19 protein-coding genes are annotated in these 18,558 nt (G+C 69.0%); 5 read left to right on the forward strand and 14 right to left on the reverse strand.

What is annotated here, in order from left to right; translation table 11 throughout:
- Positions 1 to 105 precede the first annotated feature (105 nt).
- From IEZ09_RS21580 to IEZ09_RS21600, 5 genes are all read right to left on the reverse strand, one after another.
- Positions 106 to 531, reverse strand: a complete 426-nt coding sequence (locus IEZ09_RS21580; RefSeq protein ID WP_189255536.1) for a molybdenum cofactor biosynthesis protein MoaE — start codon at positions 529 to 531, stop codon at positions 106 to 108.
- On the reverse strand, positions 531 to 998 hold the full coding sequence (locus IEZ09_RS21585) for a MogA/MoaB family molybdenum cofactor biosynthesis protein (RefSeq protein ID WP_229812812.1): 468 nt from the start codon (positions 996 to 998) through the stop codon (positions 531 to 533). Before IEZ09_RS21585 ends, IEZ09_RS21580 begins: the two co-directional genes overlap by 1 nt.
- The gene (gene moaC, locus IEZ09_RS21590; RefSeq protein ID WP_189255537.1) at positions 995 to 1,468 is read right to left on the reverse strand and encodes a cyclic pyranopterin monophosphate synthase MoaC; all 474 of its coding nucleotides are present in this window, start codon (positions 1,466 to 1,468) and stop codon (positions 995 to 997) included. The genes IEZ09_RS21585 and moaC overlap by 4 nt, the downstream gene beginning before the upstream one ends.
- 84 nt (positions 1,469 to 1,552) lie before the next feature.
- Complete coding sequence (locus IEZ09_RS21595) at positions 1,553 to 2,935, reverse strand: NAD-dependent malic enzyme (RefSeq protein WP_189255538.1); 1,383 nt, start codon at positions 2,933 to 2,935, stop codon at positions 1,553 to 1,555.
- 118 nt (positions 2,936 to 3,053) lie between these two features.
- Entirely contained in the window at positions 3,054 to 3,239 is a 186-nt protein-coding gene (locus IEZ09_RS21600; protein ID WP_109633120.1) for a hypothetical protein, read from the reverse strand.
- A gap of 86 nt (positions 3,240 to 3,325) precedes the next feature.
- Between IEZ09_RS21600 and IEZ09_RS21605 the strand changes: the two genes are divergently transcribed.
- Positions 3,326 to 5,578, forward strand: coding sequence for a helicase-associated domain-containing protein (locus IEZ09_RS21605; RefSeq protein ID WP_189255539.1), 2,253 nt, complete (start codon positions 3,326 to 3,328; stop codon positions 5,576 to 5,578).
- 117 nt (positions 5,579 to 5,695) lie between these two features.
- Positions 5,696 to 6,343, forward strand: a complete 648-nt coding sequence (locus IEZ09_RS21610) for a hypothetical protein (protein WP_189255540.1) — start codon at positions 5,696 to 5,698, stop codon at positions 6,341 to 6,343.
- Positions 6,344 to 6,484: 141 nt separating this feature from the next.
- On the opposite strand, the gene IEZ09_RS21615 is transcribed toward IEZ09_RS21610, so the two are convergent.
- The 4 genes from IEZ09_RS21615 to IEZ09_RS21630 are packed head-to-tail and all read right to left on the reverse strand — an operon-like array spanning position 6,485 to position 11,554.
- Positions 6,485 to 7,090, reverse strand: coding sequence for a GTP-binding protein (locus IEZ09_RS21615; RefSeq protein ID WP_030470877.1), 606 nt, complete (start codon positions 7,088 to 7,090; stop codon positions 6,485 to 6,487).
- A complete protein-coding gene (locus IEZ09_RS21620) occupies positions 7,071 to 7,817 on the reverse strand; it encodes a DUF742 domain-containing protein (RefSeq protein WP_189255541.1) in 747 nt (248 codons plus the stop codon). Before IEZ09_RS21620 ends, IEZ09_RS21615 begins: the two co-directional genes overlap by 20 nt.
- Positions 7,818 to 7,847: 30 nt before the next feature.
- Positions 7,848 to 8,267: a roadblock/LC7 domain-containing protein gene (locus IEZ09_RS21625; RefSeq protein WP_030470879.1), complete on the reverse strand. Its 420-nt coding sequence runs from the start codon at positions 8,265 to 8,267 to the stop codon at positions 7,848 to 7,850.
- Complete coding sequence (locus tag IEZ09_RS21630) at positions 8,264 to 11,554, reverse strand: sensor histidine kinase (protein WP_229812813.1); 3,291 nt, start codon at positions 11,552 to 11,554, stop codon at positions 8,264 to 8,266. Before IEZ09_RS21630 ends, IEZ09_RS21625 begins: the two co-directional genes overlap by 4 nt.
- Before the next feature lie 484 nt (positions 11,555 to 12,038).
- On the opposite strand from IEZ09_RS21630, the gene IEZ09_RS21635 reads away from it, so the two are divergent.
- Positions 12,039 to 13,016: an ABC transporter substrate-binding protein gene (locus tag IEZ09_RS21635; protein ID WP_189255543.1), complete on the forward strand. Its 978-nt coding sequence runs from the start codon at positions 12,039 to 12,041 to the stop codon at positions 13,014 to 13,016.
- A 66-nt stretch (positions 13,017 to 13,082) separates the two neighbouring features.
- Here the strand turns inward: IEZ09_RS21635 and IEZ09_RS21640 are convergent, their stop codons facing one another.
- The 5 genes from IEZ09_RS21640 to IEZ09_RS21660 form a co-directional block, all read right to left on the reverse strand.
- Positions 13,083 to 13,880 (reverse strand): LppU/SCO3897 family protein, encoded by a 798-nt coding sequence (locus IEZ09_RS21640; RefSeq protein ID WP_189255544.1) that lies wholly within the window; start codon positions 13,878 to 13,880, stop codon positions 13,083 to 13,085.
- A gap of 96 nt (positions 13,881 to 13,976) precedes the next feature.
- Entirely contained in the window at positions 13,977 to 14,531 is a 555-nt protein-coding gene (locus IEZ09_RS21645) for an LppU/SCO3897 family protein (protein ID WP_189255545.1), read from the reverse strand.
- A 124-nt stretch (positions 14,532 to 14,655) separates the two neighbouring features.
- A complete protein-coding gene (locus tag IEZ09_RS21650; protein ID WP_440590325.1) occupies positions 14,656 to 15,168 on the reverse strand; it encodes an LppU/SCO3897 family protein in 513 nt (170 codons plus the stop codon).
- 55 nt (positions 15,169 to 15,223) lie between these two features.
- Entirely contained in the window at positions 15,224 to 15,703 is a 480-nt protein-coding gene (locus IEZ09_RS21655) for an LppU/SCO3897 family protein (protein ID WP_189255547.1), read from the reverse strand.
- Between the two features lie 50 nt (positions 15,704 to 15,753).
- Entirely contained in the window at positions 15,754 to 16,335 is a 582-nt protein-coding gene (locus tag IEZ09_RS21660; protein ID WP_189255548.1) for an LppU/SCO3897 family protein, read from the reverse strand.
- Positions 16,336 to 16,444: 109 nt separating this feature from the next.
- On the opposite strand from IEZ09_RS21660, the gene IEZ09_RS21665 reads away from it, so the two are divergent.
- Both IEZ09_RS21665 and IEZ09_RS21670 read left to right on the forward strand, forming a co-directional pair.
- Entirely contained in the window at positions 16,445 to 18,085 is a 1,641-nt protein-coding gene (locus IEZ09_RS21665; protein ID WP_189255549.1) for a DNA repair helicase XPB, read from the forward strand.
- Complete coding sequence (locus tag IEZ09_RS21670) at positions 18,082 to 18,510, forward strand: hypothetical protein (protein ID WP_189255550.1); 429 nt, start codon at positions 18,082 to 18,084, stop codon at positions 18,508 to 18,510. The genes IEZ09_RS21665 and IEZ09_RS21670 overlap by 4 nt, the downstream gene beginning before the upstream one ends.
- The last annotated feature ends 48 nt before the right edge of the window (positions 18,511 to 18,558 follow it).

The following is an 18,558-nucleotide window of genomic DNA, read 5'->3' on the forward strand; positions in this document are numbered from 1 at the left end:
TGACTGATTTGCAGCTCTCTCTTGTTGTGGGCTGATGCAGGACCAGGGATCTCACCGTTACCCCCCGGCGGTGAGGTCCCTGCTTGCGTTCGCGGGCCGGGTCGCTCAGGGGCAGTTGACCCACTCGTCCCTGCCGTCGGAGAAGACCTGGCGCTTCCACACCGGCAGCCGCGCCTTGACCTCGTCCACGAGGTCAGCGCACAGCAGGAAGGCCTCCTTGCGGTGCTCGGCCGCCACCGCGCAGGCCAGCGCCACATCCCCGATCTTCAGCGGACCCACCCGGTGCGACACCGCGATGCCGTGCACGCCGGGGTACTTGTCGGAGAGCGACTCGACGACCTCGGCCACCACGTCGGCTGCCGACGGGTGGGAGTGGTATTCGAGTTCCAGGACCGAGCGGCCGCCGTCGTGGTCGCGCACCACGCCGGAGAACGTCACCACCGCGCCCGCCCGGTCGGAGCCGACCAGGGCCGCGTGTTCTTCCACCGACAACGGGTCCTCGGTCACGACGGCCCTCAGCACCACGCCCATCAGTGGTCTCCTCCGCGCAGTTGGTCGAGGGCATGCTCCACGACGTTGCCGAGCACGTCCAGGCCGTCTCGCACTCCGCCCGTCGAGCCCGGCAGGTTCACGATCAGCGTGCGGCCCGCCACGCCCGCCACGCCGCGCGACAGAACCGAGCCGGGTACGCGCGGCCAGCCGGACATGCGGATGGCGTCGGCCAGTCCCGGCACCTCGTAGTCCAGCACCGCTCGGGTGGCCTCGGGGGTGCGATCGGTCGGGTTGATGCCGGTGCCGCCGGTGGTCAGGACCAGGTCGGCTCCCGCCGACACCGCTTCGGTCAGCGCCTGTTGGACCGGGTCGCCGTCCGGGACGACGACCGGATCGGCGACCGAGAAGCCGCGCTCGGTCAGCCACTCGACGATCAGGGGGCCGCTGCGGTCGGCGTAGACACCGGCGGCGGCCCGGTTGGAGGCGGTGATCACCACTGCTTTCACGGGCGCACCCACAGCCCTGACTTGCCGCCTTCCTTGCGTTCCACGCGGACTGCGTCCAGCGAGGCGGCCGGGTCCACCGACTTCACCATGTCGTGGAGGGTCAGGCCTGCCACCGAGACGGCGGTCAGTGCCTCCATCTCCACGCCCGTGCGGTCGGTGGTGCGGACCGTGGCTGTGATCAACACCGAGGTGTCGGCCAGAGCCAGGTCCACCACCACCGACGACAGGGCGATCGGGTGGCACAGCGGGACGAGCTCCCAGGTGCGCTTCGCGGCCATGATGCCCGCGATCCTGGCGGTGGCCAGGGCGTCGCCCTTGGGCAGGCCGTCGGCGCCCAGCAGCGCAACCACCTCGGCGGTCGTGTGCAGGACCCCGGTGGCCACGGCCGTCCGGGAGGTCTGCTCCTTGCCTGAGACGTCGACCATGCGGGCCGCGCCTTGTGAGTCCAGGTGGGTGAACTGCTTGGTCATACCGCGATCGTATGCCTGGCTCACGGGAACGCGGGGGCCCCGCGTTCCCCAGAAGGAAACGCGGGGCCCCCGCGTTCCCCGAAATTACGAAGTGGCTGCCTTGCGGACCGCCTCGGCCACGGCGGGGGCCACCGTGTTGTCGAAGACCGACGGGACGATGAACGACGCGTTGAGGCGGTCGCCGTCCACGACGTCGGCGATGGCGCTGGCGGCGGCCAGGAGCATCGCGTCGGTGATGGTCTTGGCGTGGGCGTCCAGCAGGCCGCGGAACACGCCGGGGAACGCCAGCACGTTGTTGATCTGGTTCGGGAAGTCCGAGCGGCCCGTCGCCACGACGGCGGCGTGCTGCTGGGCCTCCATCGGGTCGATCTCCGGGTCCGGGTTGGCCAGCGCGAAGACGATGGCGTCCTTGGCCATGGTCGCGACCTGGTCCGCGCCGAACAGGTTGGGCGCGGACACACCGATGAACACGTCGGAGCCGACCAGGGCGTCGTGCAGACGACCCGACTGGTTCTCCTTGTTCGTGGACGCCGCGATGGACTTGAGGTTCGAGTCCAGGCCGGGGCGGTCGCGGTGCACGATGCCGTCGACGTCCACGGCGATGATGTCGCCGGGCTCCTGGGCCTGCAGCAGGCGGATGATCGCGGAACCGGCCGCGCCGACGCCGCAGACCGTGATGCGACAGTCCTTGATGTCCTTGCCGACGACGCGCAGGGCGTTGCGCAGAGCGGCCACGACGACGATCGCGGTGCCGTGCTGGTCGTCGTGGAAGACCGGGATGTCGAGCTTCTCGCGCAGGCGGGCCTCGATCTCGAAGCAGCGCGGCGCGGAGATGTCCTCGAGGTTGATGCCGCCGTACACGGGAGCGATGAGCTCGACCGCGCGGATGATCTCCTCGGTGTCCTGGGTGTCCAGGCAGACCGGCCAGGCGTCGACGCCGGCGAACTTCTTGAACAGCGCGGCCTTGCCCTCCATCACCGGCAGGGCGGCGGCGGGGCCCAGGTTGCCGAGGCCCAGCACGGCCGAGCCGTCGGTGACGACGGCGACGGTGTTGCGCTTGATCGTCAGGCGGCGGGCGTCGTCCGGGTTCTTGGCGATCGCCTCGCACACGCGGGCCACACCCGGCGTGTAGGCGCGGGAGAGGTCGTCGCGGTTGCGCAGCGGGACCTTCGAGGAGATCTCGATCTTGCCGCCGAGGTGCACGAGGAACGTGCGGTCCGACACCTTGCGGACGACGATGCCGGGCAGCGTCTCCAGCGTGTCGGTGATGTCCTTGGCGTGGTTCGCGGAGAGGGCGTTGCAGGTGAGGTCGATGACGACGCGGTCGTTGTGCGACTCCACGACGTCGAACGCCGTGATCACCCCGCCCGCGCGGCCGACGGCCGTCGTGAGGTCACCCGCGGCGCTCGCTGACGGCGGCGCCTCCAGGCGAACGGTGATCGAGTAACCAGGGCCGGGGACCGGCATCGTCGTCCTCCCACGCAGAACTGCTCAAACGGGAAGCGAGCCTATCCCCGGCCCCTTTGCGGTACTCACGCGACTCGGCAGAGTTAAGACGGCTCTGACAGTTCGCGCGCGAGTCCACTCAGGACTTGTTGATCTCCGTCACCGGGTGGGTGTAGCCGAGGTCCTCGACCGGCAGCGGGAACGTCACCGTGCCGAACGGGGAGAGCGCACCCTGCACGTCACTGGTCAGTTCGGTGACGGGGTGGCCCCCGTCTGGGCCCTCCGGCCAGTGCGGGTCGACCCGTCCAGGGCGTCCTTTCGCCACGATCTCCTCCTCGGTGATGCCCAATGACGCGCACAAGTGTGACAGAGCACGATGGGAAGTCGACCGGCCCATATACCGTGGTGAGAATGTCCGGCATCACTCTCGCCGACTGGCTGCGCGCCCAGGACGACGCCGCTCTCGTGGCGCTGCTGCGCGCGCGTCCTGACCTGGCAACGCCCCCACCTGCCGATATGTCCGTGCTCGCGACGCGGATCGGCACCAGGGCGTCGATCGCGCGCGCCTGCGAGGACCTCGACACGTTCACGCTCGCCGTGCTGGAAGGCCTGGTCGTGCAGGGCGCGGACACCGAGCCCGTGGCGTTGGCCACACTCGCCGAGGTGCTCGGGCCGGACGTGAAGCCCAAGCCGCTCAAGCAGGCCGTGGCCAGGCTGAAGTCCCTCGCGCTCGTCTGGGGTGACGACGACGCGTTGTCGGTGCCTCCGGTCACGCGGGAGGCGTTCGGCACGTATCCCGGCGGGCTGGGCAGGGCGACCGGGCAGACGTACGACCTGGGCGGCATCACCGAGGGCGAGCAGCGGGTCCTGCAGAAGCTCGCCGCAGGGCCTCCGATCGGCGACACCAAGGACGCCTCCCGCGTCGTGCCGCTCGACAAGGCCGAGACGCCCGTGCAACGCCTCCTCGCGCGCGGTCTGCTGCTGCGACGCGATCCCGGCACCGTCGAGCTGCCGCGGGAGATCGCACTCCAGCTGCGCGGCGACCGCCCGCTCGGCCCGATCCAGGTCACCGAGCCCAAGCCGAAGACGAGCACGCTCCAGCAGGCGAGCATCGACGCCACGGGCGGAGGTGAGGCGCTCGAACTCGTCCGGCACGTGGAGAACCTGATCGCGAGCTGGTCGGCGGAGCCGCCGCCGGTGCTGCGGACCGGCGGGCTGGGCGTCCGCGAGCTGCGCAAGGTCGCCAAGGACCTCGACGTCGACGAACGCCGCGCCGCGCTGCTGATCGAGCTGGTGGTCGGCGCCGACCTCGTCGCGAACACCGAGGCCGCCGAGCCGGAGTGGGTGCCGACGACCAAGGCCGACGTGTGGCTGGCCGCGACCGCCGAGGTCCGCTGGGCCACGCTCGCCCACGCCTGGCTGGAGCTGCCGAGGCTGCCCGCGCTGGTCGGCCGCCGCGACGAGAAGGACAAGCTCTTCACCCCGCTCGCGGACGAGATCCGCCGCGCCCAGGCACCCCGCGACCGCCGCTGGGTCCTCGAAACGCTCGCCGCGTTCCCCAAGGGCACCGCCATCGCGGACCCCGGAGACCTCGCCGCGCTGCTCGCCTGGCGGGCGCCGCGCAGGGGCGGGCGGCAGCGCGACGAGCTGGTGCGCTGGACCGTCGAGGAGGGCACCGCGGTCGGCGTGCTCGCCCTCGGCGCGATCACCAGCGCTGGCCGCGTGCTGCTCGACGAGGGCCCCGGCCACGCCGCCAAGTCGCTCGGGGACGCGTTGCCCGCACCGCTCGACCACGTGCTGGTGCAGGCGGATCTCACCGTCATCGCGCCGGGCAGGCTCGAACCCGAGCTCGCGGACGAGATGGCGCTCGTCGCGGACGTCGAGTCGGCGGGCAGCGCGACGGTCTACCGGATCGGCGAGACGACCGTCCGCCGCGCCCTCGACGCCGGACGCACCGCCGACGAGCTGCACGAACTGTTCAAGACGCGCTCGCGCACGCCGGTTCCGCAGTCGTTGACGTACCTGATCGACGACGCCGCGCGCCGCCACGGCAGGCTGCGCGGCGGCGCCGCGGGTTCGTTCCTGCGGTGCGACGACCCGGTGCTGATCAGCGAGGTCCTCGCCCACCCGGAGGCCACCCGGCTGGAGCTGCGCCGGATCGCGCCGACGGTGCTGGTCAGCCCGTTGCCGCTGGCGGACGTGCTGGACGGGCTGCGCTCGGCCGGGTTCGCCCCGGCCGCGGAGGGCCCCGACGGCCAGGTCCTCGACCTGCGGACGGGCGGTCGCCGGACCACGCCGCGGCAGCGGTCCGCGCGCAAAGTCACGTCACCGACCGTGCCCGCCGACGAGCGGTTGGGTGAACTCGTCCGGCTGGTGCGGGCGGGCGATCGTGCCGCCGCGACACCACGGGGTGAACGCGTCGCCGTCCCCGGCCACCTCGGCGCCGGGCCGTCCGCCACCCTGTCGTTGCTCCAGCAGGCCGCACGGGCGCGACGCAGAGTGCTCGTCGGGTTCGTCGACTCCCACGGCACGGCCGCGCAGCGCGTGATCGAGCCGCACGTGGTCGGCGGTGGCGTGCTGGAGGGCTACGACCACAGCTACGGAGAGGTGCTGAGGTTCCCTCTTCATCGCATCACGTCCGCCGCACTGGTGGACGAGGACTGACTGTCGGTCATCCCCCGGACGAACCGCACGTCCACCCTTGCGTGTGCGCGTGGCGACCTAGCGTCGAGTGGCGTGAGCGTTTCACGACGCTCGCTCGACGAAGGAGGAGCAGCGCAAATGGCCATCACCCGGTGGGCGAGCAGAGCCGTCCTCACCGCAACGGCATTGGCGTTCGCCTTGCCGTTCACAACAGGAACAGCTCAGGCTGACCCGATCATCGAGATTCTCGGGGACAACAACGTCAACGTGACCGTTGGCGCCTACAACAACAACGTGAACTCGATCCCGGTCAGCCTGGGCGCGGGCGCGAGCCTCAACACGGGCAGCGGCATCACTCTCGACCTCGACGACAACGACGGCATCCAGCTCGCGCTGGACCTCGGTCACGCGGAGATCTGGGCCGACGCGTCGGTCGGTGTTCCGTTCACGCACATCGGCGTCGACGCGTCCGCCGCGGCCACGACCGACACACCCGCGGTCGACGTCGCCGTCGCCCCGCCGCCTGCCGCGCCCGAAGTCGCGGCACCTCCGGCACCCGAGGTGGCCGCACCGCCGACACCCGCGGCCGCACCGGAACCGGCACCGGTCCTGGAAGCCGCCGTCACGATCACCGACGAGACCGCCGCGGCCGTCGACGAGCCGAAGGGCGACGAGGAGGAAGAGGACTGCCCGGAGGAGGTCGAGCCGTCCGGCTGCCCCAACATCACCGCGCTGGGAATCCTGAGCGTGTGCCTGCTGCCGAACCTGGTTCAGCTGCACATCTGATCGAACGACCCGACTCCAGGCCGGCCGAGAGGAGAGCACCAGGACGACTCCCTGACATGCGCAACGACGAGGCGAGCGCCGCACCCGAAGGTGGCGCTCGCCTCGTCGTTCACGTGTGTGAGGTTGTCCCGGTGAAGGAGATCAGCCGGCGCGGACGGACATCCACTGGCGCATGGCGTGCTCGACCAGCGTGATGAGCGTCTGCTTGGTCGACTGCCGGTTGCGCGCGTCGCACGTCACGATCGGCACCGACTCGTCGATCGTCAACGCCTCGCGGACGTCCTCCAGTCTGTGGTGGAGGAGGCCGTCGAAGCAGTTGACGCCCACGACGTACGGCAGCTGCCGGTCGTCGAAGAAGTCGATGGACGCGAACGCGTCGGCGAGACGGCGGGTGTCGACCAGCACGATGGCGCCGATGGCACCCCGCACGAGGTCGTCCCACATGAACCAGAACCGGTGCTGACCCGGTGTACCGAAGAGGTACAGGATCAGGTCGCTGTCGAGCGACACACGGCCGAAGTCCATCGCGACCGTCGTGGTGACCTTGTTGGGCGTTGCGGAGAGGTCGTCCACCCCCGCGCTGGCCTCGGTCATCACCGCCTCGGTGGTCAACGGGACGATCTCGGACACCGAGCCGACGAACGTCGTCTTGCCAACACCGAAGCCACCCGCCACCACGATCTTGGCGGAGGTCGTCGGCTTCCGTGCGCCCTCGGCGCCCTGGGGACTAGAGCCTGCGAAGCCCACTGAGCACCCTCTCCAGGAATTCCATGGAAGGCCGGTCCCCCACGACCAGACCGCCCTGGTGAATCAAAACCAATCCCATGCTTGCCATGTCGCCGATCAACACCCGCACGACGCCAAGTGGCAAGCGTAGGAGTGCCGCGACCTCGGCCACCGACCGCGTGTCCACACACAGCCCGCAGATCGACCTGTGCTCGGGAAGCACGGCGGCGTCCCGTTCGAGGCCGCGCTCGCTGGTCGAGATGAGCGCCTCGATCGCGAGGTCGTAGTCGGGTCGTGTGCGCCCACCGGTGCGCGTGTAAGGCCGCACCAGTGAACCCGAGTCCGCAGAAGAAGTTTCCTCCGGACGCACAGCAGGCTGCGCACCGGTGCTGTACACCGGCTGCGGCCCGGTGGTGTACGGCAGTTGCTCCGGCACCGCGTCCGGCATCTCGTGCTGGCCGAAGAGGTCCGCACCGGGGCCACCGAACAACCCGGTGCCGTACCCGTCTATGTCGAACCGGTTCGGCACGTCGTCGTACTGGTACGACGACGAGTCATCCACCTCACGCTGAGACATATCGCCTAGCCCTTGCCCTGTAACCCGCTCATCGTGGGGTGCGTCCTCGGCTTCCTCTGGTTCTTGGGGTATCGCGTCAGGCTCGTCGAACTGGAACCCACCAGCGGCCCACTCCTGGTAGTTGAAGTTCCTACCGAAGCCCCGGCCTCTAGCGCCAGATCTTCCAGCCATCTCTTCTCACCCCTGAACTTCAAGTGAGGTCTAGCGACGGACCACACCCTGAAGCTGCGCGCGCAGCTCAGGGGTGAGTTGTTGACCGACTCTCTCCACCAAAAGCGTCATCTCGTAGGCCACCAGACCGATGTCACAGTTTGGTGCCGCGAGGACCGCGAGGCACGAACCGTCACTGATGGACATGAGGAACAGGTAGCCCCGCTCCATCTCGACCACGGTCTGGTTGACCCCGCCTGCCTCGAAGCAGCGGGCAGCACCCTGTGTGAGGCTGACCAGTCCGGACGCGACGGCGGAGAGCTGCTCTGCACGGTCCCTGGGCAGGCCCTGGGACCCCGCGAGCAACAGCCCGTCCGCGGACACCACGACGGAATGTGCCACGCCGGGCACCCTCCGCACGAAGTCGGTGATAAGCCAACCAAAGCTGCCTGGCTGCGCTGCGGTCGTCACTCCTGCTCCTCGTTCTGCCGGCTCGACTGGTCACCAGCGTATGCCTCGATCAATGCGTGCCGGCCTCGCCGGACACCACTCTGAAGGCTCGACATCCGTCCCCGCACCGCGTCGGCGGAGCGGGGCGGCAGCGGGGGCCGCTGTGCTGTCTGTGTCACGGCCTGCGGCTTGGGTGCTGCAGATCCTGGCACGAGTTGGGCCTTCGGTGTCCGTTTCGGCAATCCTGCCGCTGTCTTCGACTCCGGCGTCTTGTTCAACAACGCCTGAGCCGCCTGCCATCCCTCGTCGGCAGGTGACTGCCAAGCCGACTCGGAAGTGGGTGCCGCCGCTGGAGTCTCCTCCACAACGGGCTCCGGTTCCACAACTCGCTCCTGCTCGGCGGGTGCGATCACTTCTTCCTCGACCGCCGGCTTCACCCGCGAGCGCGGTTGGCGCACGGGCAGACCAGCGGCCGACGTGGTGGTGGGTGCCACCGCCGGGACAGGCTTCGGGGTGCGGGTCGGCAACTCCGGCTCCGGCCCGTCCGACAGCGGAGGGGTCGTCACCGGCTCGTCGATGTACTCGACCGCGCCCTTGTCGGTGCCGCCGAGCCTGGACTCGACACGTCCGTTGGCCTCGGCGGGTGCGGAGCTCTCCGCCGCCGGGGGAACCGGCGCGGCAGCCGACGCGGACGTCTCGCTGCCGACGGCCTGGAACCACTGCGAGAGCACTGCCTCGTAGATCGGCAGACGCTCGGTCGGGGCGTCCAGGTCGTGCTCGACCTGCTTGCGGGAGGCCTCCGACGTGCCGTTGCGGTGCGCGAGGTCGGTGTCCACCGAAGCCCGCGACACACCGTTGCTCGAGGCCGGTTCGTCGTCGATCGGAGGGATCGGCACGAACTGGGTGGTCTCGTAGCCCGGCTCGAAGGAGATCTCGCCTTCCTCCTCCTGACGGTCCTCGTAGGCCGTGAAGAGGGTCGGCTCGCCGAAGGAGCCCTCGGGCTCCACGGCCGCCGCCAGCTGGTCGCGCCGCCACCGCTCGGACGGCGTCGAGTCCTCGATCGGCGTCTCGTTGTAGACGGGGATGCCCGTCGCGCCCGCACCGGTGTCGGTGAGCGCGCTCGGCACGAAGCTGACCGGGATGCTCGGGCTCGACTCGTCGACCTTCGGCATGGCACCGGTGGCCCCGCCGAAGGCGCCGGCGATACCGCTCGCCCTGGTGGCCGTGGTGCCGATCTCGGTGGTGTGCTCGGCGGCCGACGGCGGCTGCATGCCGAACGCACCCGCGATGCCAGAACCGGACGGCGGGGTCGACGGCGCGGTGGAGCCGGGCGTCGCGATGAGCGTCTCCGGCACGATCACCAGTGCCGTCGTACCGCCCTCGATGTCCTCGTTGCCGCGCAGGCGGACCTTGATGTCGTGGCGCTTGGCGAGCCGCGCGACCACGTACAGGCCCATTCGGCGGGAGACGGCGACGTCGACGTCCGGCGGGTCGGCCAGACGCTCGTTGGCGTCGAGGATCTCCTGGTCGCCCATGCCCACGCCGCGGTCCTGGATCTCGATCGCCAGCTCGCCCTTGCGGGTCTTCGCCGTGCGCACGGTGACCTTGGTGACCGGGTCGGAGAACGCCGTGGCGTTGTCCAGCAGCTCGGCGATGAGGTGCACGAGGTCGTTGACCGCGCGGCCCTGGACCGTGAGGTCCGGGGTCTGGCCGACCTGCACGCGGGCGTACTGCTCGACCTCGGAGACCGCGGCGCCGAGGACCTCGGCGGCCGGGACGGGCCGGGTCAGGCGCCGGGAGAGGTCCGTGCCGGAGAGAACCAGCAGGTTCTCCGAGTTGCGGCGCATGCGGGTGGCGAGGTGGTCCAGCTCGAACAGCGAGGCCAGCTGGTCCGGGTCCTGCTCGTCCTGCTCCAGCCGGTCGATCAGGTTCAGCTGGCGTTCGACCAGGGCCTGCGAACGACGCGACAGGTTGACGAACATCGCGTTGACGTTGTCGCGCAGGAGGGCCTGCTGGGCGGCCAGTCGCACCGCTTCACCGTGCACCGCGTCGAACGCGCGCGCCACCTGACCGACCTCTTCACGCGTGTGCACCGGCACCGGCTCGACGGCGGTCTTGGCCGCGTCCTCCGGGTTCGGGTCCGCGAGGATGCGCTCGACCGCGTCGGGGAGTCCGTGGTCGGCGACGTCGAGGGCGGTGCGGCGCAGCGTGCGCAGCGGGTTGAGGATCGAGCGGGCGACGAACAGCGCCATCAGCAACGCGAGCGCGAGGACCGCCAGCACGATGCCCGACTGGATGTAGGCACTGCGGCGGGCGTCGCCCGCGGTCTGGTCGGTCTTGTTCTGCAGCTGCTCGATCAGCAGGTTCTCGACGTCACGGGTCAGGTTGACCGTCAGCGTGGCGGCGATGTCCCACTTCTCGGACGTCAGCTGGCTGAAGTCCTTCTTGTTCGCCTGCTGGTTGATCGCCGATTCCTGCATGTCGTTCGCAGTGTCGACGATGAGGCCGGTGACGGTGTCGTCGTAGATCTTGGCCTGGTCGGGCGTCGCGGCCTTGCGGAAGTCGTTGCGGGCCGCGTTGAGCTCGGCGTCCGCCGCCTGCAGGGCACGCAGCTGGGCCGGGGTGAACGCCTTGCGCTGGAAGACGTCCAGGAGGATCGCCCGCTTGAGCGACTCCTCCTCCTTGATCCGCGCGATGGCGTTCGTGGTCAGGTGCAGGCGCACCAGCTCGGGGTCGTTGATGTCCGCGAGCGTCTGCTCACCGAGGTTGATGAGCGTGTCGATGGACTCCGAGTAGGTGCGCTGGACCGCCTCGGCGGGGTACTGCGTGTCGCGCACCGAGTTGCGGAGGCTGTTCAGGCGGTTGAGCTGGCTGAACGCGACCTGGAAGCGCTCGACGGCCGCCGGGTTCATGTCCGGGCTCAGCTCGGCGATCTTGTTGCTGAACGCCTCGGTGGTGTCGTTCACGCGGCGCAGCTGGCGCTCGAGGACGACCCGGTCGACCTTCTTGTTCGACGCGACGTAGCTGACCGACAGGTCGCGCTCGCGCTGCAGCTGCTGCACCAGGTCCGCGACGGCTGTCTCCAGGCGGATCTGGTTCGCGAGGTTGTTGAGGTCCGTCGCGGCCTGGAGGTCGCTGCGCACTCGCAAGCCACCCAGCACGAGCGCACAGATCGTCGGGATGAGCAGGACGGCGAGCAGCTTCGTGCGCAACCGCCAGTTGCGCAGCCGCCATCCCGCGGGCCGGTTAGGTCCTGATCCGGGTCCGGATCCTGTGTCGGTTTTCACCACGTCCGGTGTCGACGTCATGGTTCCGTCACCCAGCGCAGCCAGTCCGTCACCCGATTCGGGCCTTTCGGAGCGTGTGGTGTCACCCACGCCAAACTGGCTGGGACCTCTCTCACGTCGGGCCACTCTGGGCTTCCTCTTCCAGCAGCAGTGTCCCGGTCTCTCCCCAGGACCGAGCATGGACTCGTCAAACGGGCCGAATTGCAGCACAGAGGTCGTTCGCCCGGTGAGGCGCCCTACCCCGTTCTGAAGACACGTCGGTCTACTGTGACCTGTGCCACCCGGCGGGGAGCGTAATGGCCACCCCCTCCTCGGGGGAAGTCTCCAGAAGCACTCACCGTATCGAGACGGGGTGTCCTTTCATACGTTCAGGTGGTTAACATCCCCGGTCGTCGGCATGCCTCAAGTCCGTCCGAACTCCCAGTTGGGACTGCGGACGACCTGGTCCGTGACGACACTCACTGATCAACTTGATGCTACTCAAGGCCTACCGGCGAGAGGTGCCATGGCTACCCGAGCCAAAGCTCTGCGGCTTGTCGCAGTGCTCATCACGTGTGTTCTGACCGCGAGCTGCAGCCTGTTCGGAAGTTCGTCGAACAGCGGCAACGCGGATGTGGAGCGCAACGTCCTGCGCATCGGCGTGCTGCCGGTCGTCGACGTGGCCCCGCTCCGGATCGCACTGAACGAGAAGCTGTTCGAGAAGGCCGGTCTGCAGGTCAACCTGGTCACCCAGCCCAGCGAGGCCGAGGCCATCAAGCAGCTGGACACCACGCTCGACATCACGTGGGCGACGCACGTCAGCCTCTTCCGCTCGGTCGCCGAGGGCACCGAACTGCAGCTGCAGGGCGAGGCCTACCAGGCAGGTCCGAACTCGATGGCGCTGGTCACGGGTGCCTCGTCGGACTACGACGACCCCGCCAAGAAGCAGGCCCCGACCATCGCGGTGAACAGCGAGACCGACATCGGCGCGCTGACCACGCGTGCCGTGCTGGACACCGCCGCGGTCGAGAAGCAGAAGATCAAGTTCCGGCCGATGCCGTTCGCCGAGATGGAGGCCGCGCTCAGGTCCGGCCAGGTCGACGCGGCGTTCATGATCGAGCCGTTCATCACGAAGGCGCAGCGCAACATCGGCGCGAAGATCCTCACGGACACCGCGCGCGGCCCGACACTGGACTTCCCGATGTCCGGCTACGCGTCGTCGAAGAAGTTCGCCGAGCAGAACCCGAAGACGCTCAAGGTGTTCCGCGACGTGCTGCGCGTGGCCCAGCAGCGGGCGCAGGCCAACAAGCTCGCCGTGCAGGACTCGCTGACCAGCTACGCGGACGTCGACCAGCCGACCGCTGCGCTCGTGTCCGTGGGCACGTTCCCGCTGTCGCTGAACCCGATCCGGCTCCAGCGGGTCGCCGACATGATGGACACCGAGGACGTGCTTTCCGGCCGTCTGGACGTGCAGCAGCTTCTGCCGCCGGGCACGACGAATTAGTTGTCGCCCGACATCGAAAATGCGAAAAAGGCGGGCCGGTTTTCACGGCCCGCCTTTTCGATTTGATCACTTACCGGCGAGCAGGCTCATGCAGTAGGTGATTCCCGGCGAGGGATCGGTGTACGAGATGGGGGTCGCCTCACCGCACTCGGCGGTCGCGGCCTTGACCACCTTTTCGACCTTGTAGATCTTCTGGACGGCGAACTCGTTGGTGCCCTTCGAGCAGTCGACGACCTTCATGCCCTCCATGTTCATCTTGACCAGCTCTTCCTCGTAGCACTTGCCCTCTTCGAGCTTCTCGACGAGGCAGAGCTTCAGCGAGGAGCGGCGACGGCCGGACTCGGTGTACTCGGCGTACTCGTCGGACGGGCAGGCTTCCGAGGTGCTGTTCATGGCCTTGGCGATGAAGTAGTTCGCCTCGGAGGAGTTGCAGTCGACCTTCTTGTACTTCGGGCTGATCGTGGTGCCCGTGACGCTCGCGCAGTCACCCGCCTTGGCCGACGGCTCGGTGAGGCTGCTCAGCCCGCCGCCGATGAGCGCCTTCACGACGAAGACAGCCCCCGCGACCAGCACGAACGCGACGATCGAGCCGATGATCTTGCCGGCGCCGCCCTTCTTGGGCGGCGGGGCGTACGGCATGGGCTGACCCATCGGCTGGCCGGGCGGCATCTGGCCGGGCGGCGGACCGTAGGGGTTCGGCTGGCCGGGCGGCTGCTGGCCGTACGGGTCGCCGGGGTAGCCCTGCTGGGGCGGACCCTGCGGCGGCGCGTAGGGCGGAGGCTGCTGGCCGTACGGCTGCTGCGGCTGCCCACCGGGAGGCGGGCCGTACGGCCCTGGCTGCTGCGGGTAGTTGGGGGTGGTCACCTTGGTTCCTCTCCGATGGGTAACGCGAAGAACGGCGAAACCGGAGCCGTTGTGCACGACTCCGGTTCCACTAGGTCGAACTGTTGTGCGGAGTTGTTACGCCGGAAGGCCGACGCAGTAGTTCAGCTTCAGCTCCGGGTACGTCAGGGCCTGCTCGCCCTCGGCGCACTGCGGAGCGGCGGCGTCCTTGACGACCTTGCTCACCTTGAACAGGCTGGATCCCGAGCACTCGACGGCCTTGACGTCCATGGACGTCGTCGAGTCGCTGTAGCACTTGCCCTCGGCGAAGATCGGAGCGATGCACAGCTTGGTCTTGGGACCGCGACGCGCGCTCTCGGTCAGCTCCGAGTAGGAGTCGTTGCCGCAGCTCTCGTTGAGACCCAGCGACTTGCCGATGGTGTAGGTCGCCTCGGCGGAGCCGCACTCAACGACCTTGTACTGCGGGCTGCTCGTCGTGCCGGTCACGCTCGCGCAGTCGCCCACCTTGGCCTGGGCGACGTCACTGGTGAAGTAGTTGAAGGCGTAGACGCCCGCGCCGACCACGATCAGGCCGACGATGTAGGTCAGGATCCGCTTGCCGATGCCCGACTTCTTGGGCTCCGGCGCCTGCTCCTGCGCAGGTGCGGGCGCGACTGGCTCAGTGCTGCTCATTGATTTCCTGCTTCCGATTACCCCAAGTGGCCCTGGCCCCCCGACAACGGCCGGAGGAGAGGTTGCCACGCGGGACCGGAATCCGTGAGCGCTTTACGGAAACGTTACGACCGCTTGGCAGCGGCTAGGCGTGGCTGAGGCAGTAGGACAGCTTGATCTCGGGGTACGCGCGGATCTGCGCACCGGCCCCGCACGCCGGCGCCGGCACGTTCCTGCTGACCACCGTCACCCTGAACGCGTCCTGCTCGCCACAGCCGGCGACGACGAGGTCGTAACCGGACTTCGCGCTGGTGTAGCACTCGCCCTCGACGTAGAGCGGCACGAGGCAGAACCGGAGGTCGGGGTCGACGGCCCGCACGGGCACCCAGCTCAGGTCGTCGCTGTTGGGACACGACTGCGACCTGGCCACCGTGCCCTCGGCCACGTAGTTCGCGCTGGAGTCCGAGCAGTCGACGGGGCGGTAGCGGCCCGCGCCGATGGTGCCCGTCAGGGACGCGCAGTCACCCTTCTTCGGCGGCTGGACCGGGGTCAGGAACTCGGAGATGCCGTAGATCGCGACGGCCGCGACGAGCAACGTGGCCGCGTAGGTCAGCACCCGCTTCCCCAGGCCGGTCCCTGCCGCGGTCTCCTCGTTCATCACGCCGCAGAGGGTCGCACGTGGACGATCAGCGGCGGCGGGCTTTACGCGAAGATCACTGCTTGTCGCCGCGTTCGAGGCAGAAGGTGACGGCGGGTTCCGGGAAGACCGCCGCGCGGGCGGATCCGCAGGCCGCGCGGTCGGTCTTGCCGGTGAGCACCTTGGCGACCTTCACCGCGTCCTTGGTCGAGCAGTCGACCTTGGTGATGCCGCTGTCGGGGTCCTGGCCGTAGCAGGCGCCCTCGACGAAGTTCGGCATGAGGCAGAACGTGGAGTCACCCGTGTAGGTCGAGTAGTCCATGCCGCCGGACGGGCACTTGTCCTCGTTCCACGGAAGGATCTTGGCGATCTTGACGGTCGCCTGCTCCGAGGCGCAGTCGAGCGCCTGGTACTTCGGGTTGTCGTGCGTGCCCGAGATGCGCGCGCAGTCGCCCACCCTGGCCGCCGTCGCCACGTCACCAAGCTGGTTCAGCACGAACCCGCCGAGCAGGACGAGCGCGAGGACAACGGCGAGACCCAGGCCGACCTTCTTCATGGCCTGGGTATCGGCGTCAGGCGTCGCTCAACTCAACCGAGTTCACCCGATCAGGATCCCTCGTGCACACCCATGCAGTAGACCGAGGCGGGTTCGCTGAAGCGCAGCTCGCTCGACCCCTCCGGGCACGCCGTGCCCTCCTGGGGCAGCCCGTCGACCTTCTTCACGATCTTCACGGGCGACTCGGTGGTGCAGGCCTCCTTCTTGAAGGCGCCGTCGTCGCTGGAGGTGTAGCAGTTGCCCTCGGCGAGGTTCGGCATCAGGCACATGAACGTGCGGCCCGACTTCATCTGCTCGTAGATGCCCTCTTCAGGGCAGGGCTCGTCGGCGCTGTTCAGCACCTTCGCGACCCGGTGCGTGGCCTTGGCGTCACCGCAGTTCAGCGAGGAGATGTTCCACTCGCCGTCCGGCTTGTCGACGTCCTTCGGCGAGGCGCTGACGCAGTCGCCGGCCTTGGTGCCGTTGAGCGAGGTGACCGCCCACGTGCCAATGCCGATCAACGCGACCGCCAGCACGCCGACGATGACGAACTTCAGCCAGTTCTTCTTGGGCGACTCGTCGGTCTCGGTTTCTTCGGGAACCGGTACCACCGTGGCCGGCGGCTCGACGGGATCAGTCGACTCGGTGCTCATGGCCGAGAAAGTACGACACGCGGTGTGGGCTGCGTGTGTCGCCTCACACTTGTTCTCGCCAGTTGACGCAGGTCGAACGCATTTGGCGTCGTCAGGGAGACTTGTACGCGTGACCGATGGCCCACTGATCGTCCAGTCGGACAAAACGCTGCTGCTCGAGGTCGACCACCCGCTCGCCGACGACGCGCGGACCGCCATCGCGCCGTTCGCCGAGCTGGAGCGCGCGCCGGAGCACGTGCACACGTATCGCGTGACGCCGCTGGCGCTGTGGAACGCGCGCGCGGCCGGGCACGACGCCGAGCAGGTGGTGGACGCGCTGGTGCGGTTCAGCCGCTACCCGGTGCCGCAGCCGTTGCTGGTGGACGTCGTCGACACGATGAGCCGGTTCGGGCGGCTGGTGCTCACCAACAACCCGGCGCACGGGCTGACGCTGCACTCGAACGACCGCGCGGTGCTCGAAGAGGTGCTGCGCAACAAGAAGATCGCCCCGATGTTCGGCGCGCGCATCGACGACGACACGGTCGTCGTGCACCCGAGCGAGCGCGGGCGGCTCAAGCAGCTGCTGCTCAAGGTCGGCTGGCCGGCCGAGGACCACGCCGGGTACGTCGACGGCGAGGCCCACCCGATCGAGCTCGACGAGAACGGCTGGAAGCTGCGCGACTACCAGCGGCTCGCGGCCCAGGCGTTCTGGGCGGGTGGCTCCGGCGTCGTCGTGCTGCCGTGCGGCGCGGGCAAGACGCTCGTCGGCGCGGCGGCGATGGCCGAGGCGCAGGCGACCACGTTGATCCTGGTCACGAACACGGTGGCCGGGCGGCAGTGGAAGCGGGAGCTGATCGCGCGGACGTCGCTCACCGAGGACGAGATCGGCGAGTACTCGGGTGAGCGCAAGGAGATCCGGCCGGTCACGATCGCGACCTACCAGGTGATCACCCGCAAGTCGAAGGGCGAGTACAAGCACCTGGAGCTGTTCGACTCGCGCGACTGGGGCCTGATCGTCTACGACGAGGTCCACCTGCTGCCGGCGCCGGTGTTCCGGATGACCGCCGACCTGCAGTCGCGCCGCCGGCTGGGGCTGACGGCCACGCTGGTGCGCGAGGACGGGCAGGAGGGCGACGTCTTTTCGTTGATCGGGCCGAAGCGCTACGACGTGCCGTGGCGCGACATCGAGGCACAGGGCTGGATCGCTCCCGCCGAGTGCACCGAGGTCCGGGTGACGCTCACCGACAACGAGCGGCTGCAGTACGCGACGGCCGAGCCGGAGGAGCGCTACAAGCTCTGCTCTACCGCGCGGACCAAGATTCCCGTCGTCAGAAGGGTGCTCGACCAGCATCCCGACGAGCCGGCTCTGGTGATCGGTGCTTACCTGGAACAGCTCGACGAGCTGGGTGAGGAGCTGGGGGCGCCGGTGATCAAGGGATCGACGAAGAACAAGGAGCGCGAGGAGCTGTTCGACCAGTTCCGGCGCGGCGAGCTGCGCACGCTGGTCGTGTCGAAGGTCGCGAACTTCTCCATCGACCTGCCGGAGGCCTCGGTCGCCATCCAGGTGTCCGGCACGTTCGGCTCGCGGCAGGAGGAGGCCCAGCGGCTCGGCCGGATCCTGCGGCCCAAGGGCGACGGACGGCAGGCGCACTTCTACTCGGTCGTCGCGCGCGACACGCTCGACACCGACTACGCGGCGCACCGGCAGCGGTTCCTGGCGGAGCAGGGCTACGCGTACAAGATCGTCGATGCGGACGACCTGGTCGGATGACGTTCTGGTGGATGTGGAACCCGGCGGGGACCGTCCCCACGAGACGGTTCCGGTCGGAGGAGTCGCTCGCGAAGTCGGCGCCGGAGGGCCAGGTCGTCCGGTCGACCGACTTCACCTGCCCCGCGCAACGCCGCCGCGCCACGGCCGTGCGAGAGGACTTCCTGCGGGTCACCGGTGACCCGGTGCAGGTGGCTCTGGTCGAGCAACGGCTGTGGACGCTGCTCGTGGCCCTGCGCCGGTCCCAGCCGCTGCGGGACGCGCTGGCGACCGCCGTGCCCAAGGCGGGGCGGGCGGCTTTGGTCGCTGAACCCTCACGCGAGCTGGCCGAGTTCGACCGGCGGTTCGACCGGTTCGCGGCCGCCTTGAACGTGCTGGTCTCCGACCCCACTCCCGAGCAACTCCGCCACACCGCCGCCCTGGACTAGGTGCGCGATGAACGGCGCATTCGTCCACGTGAGGTGGACGAATGCGCC

The organism is Lentzea flava (assembly GCF_014648475.1).
In the GTDB taxonomy this organism is placed as follows: domain Bacteria; phylum Actinomycetota; class Actinomycetes; order Mycobacteriales; family Pseudonocardiaceae; genus Lentzea; species Lentzea flava.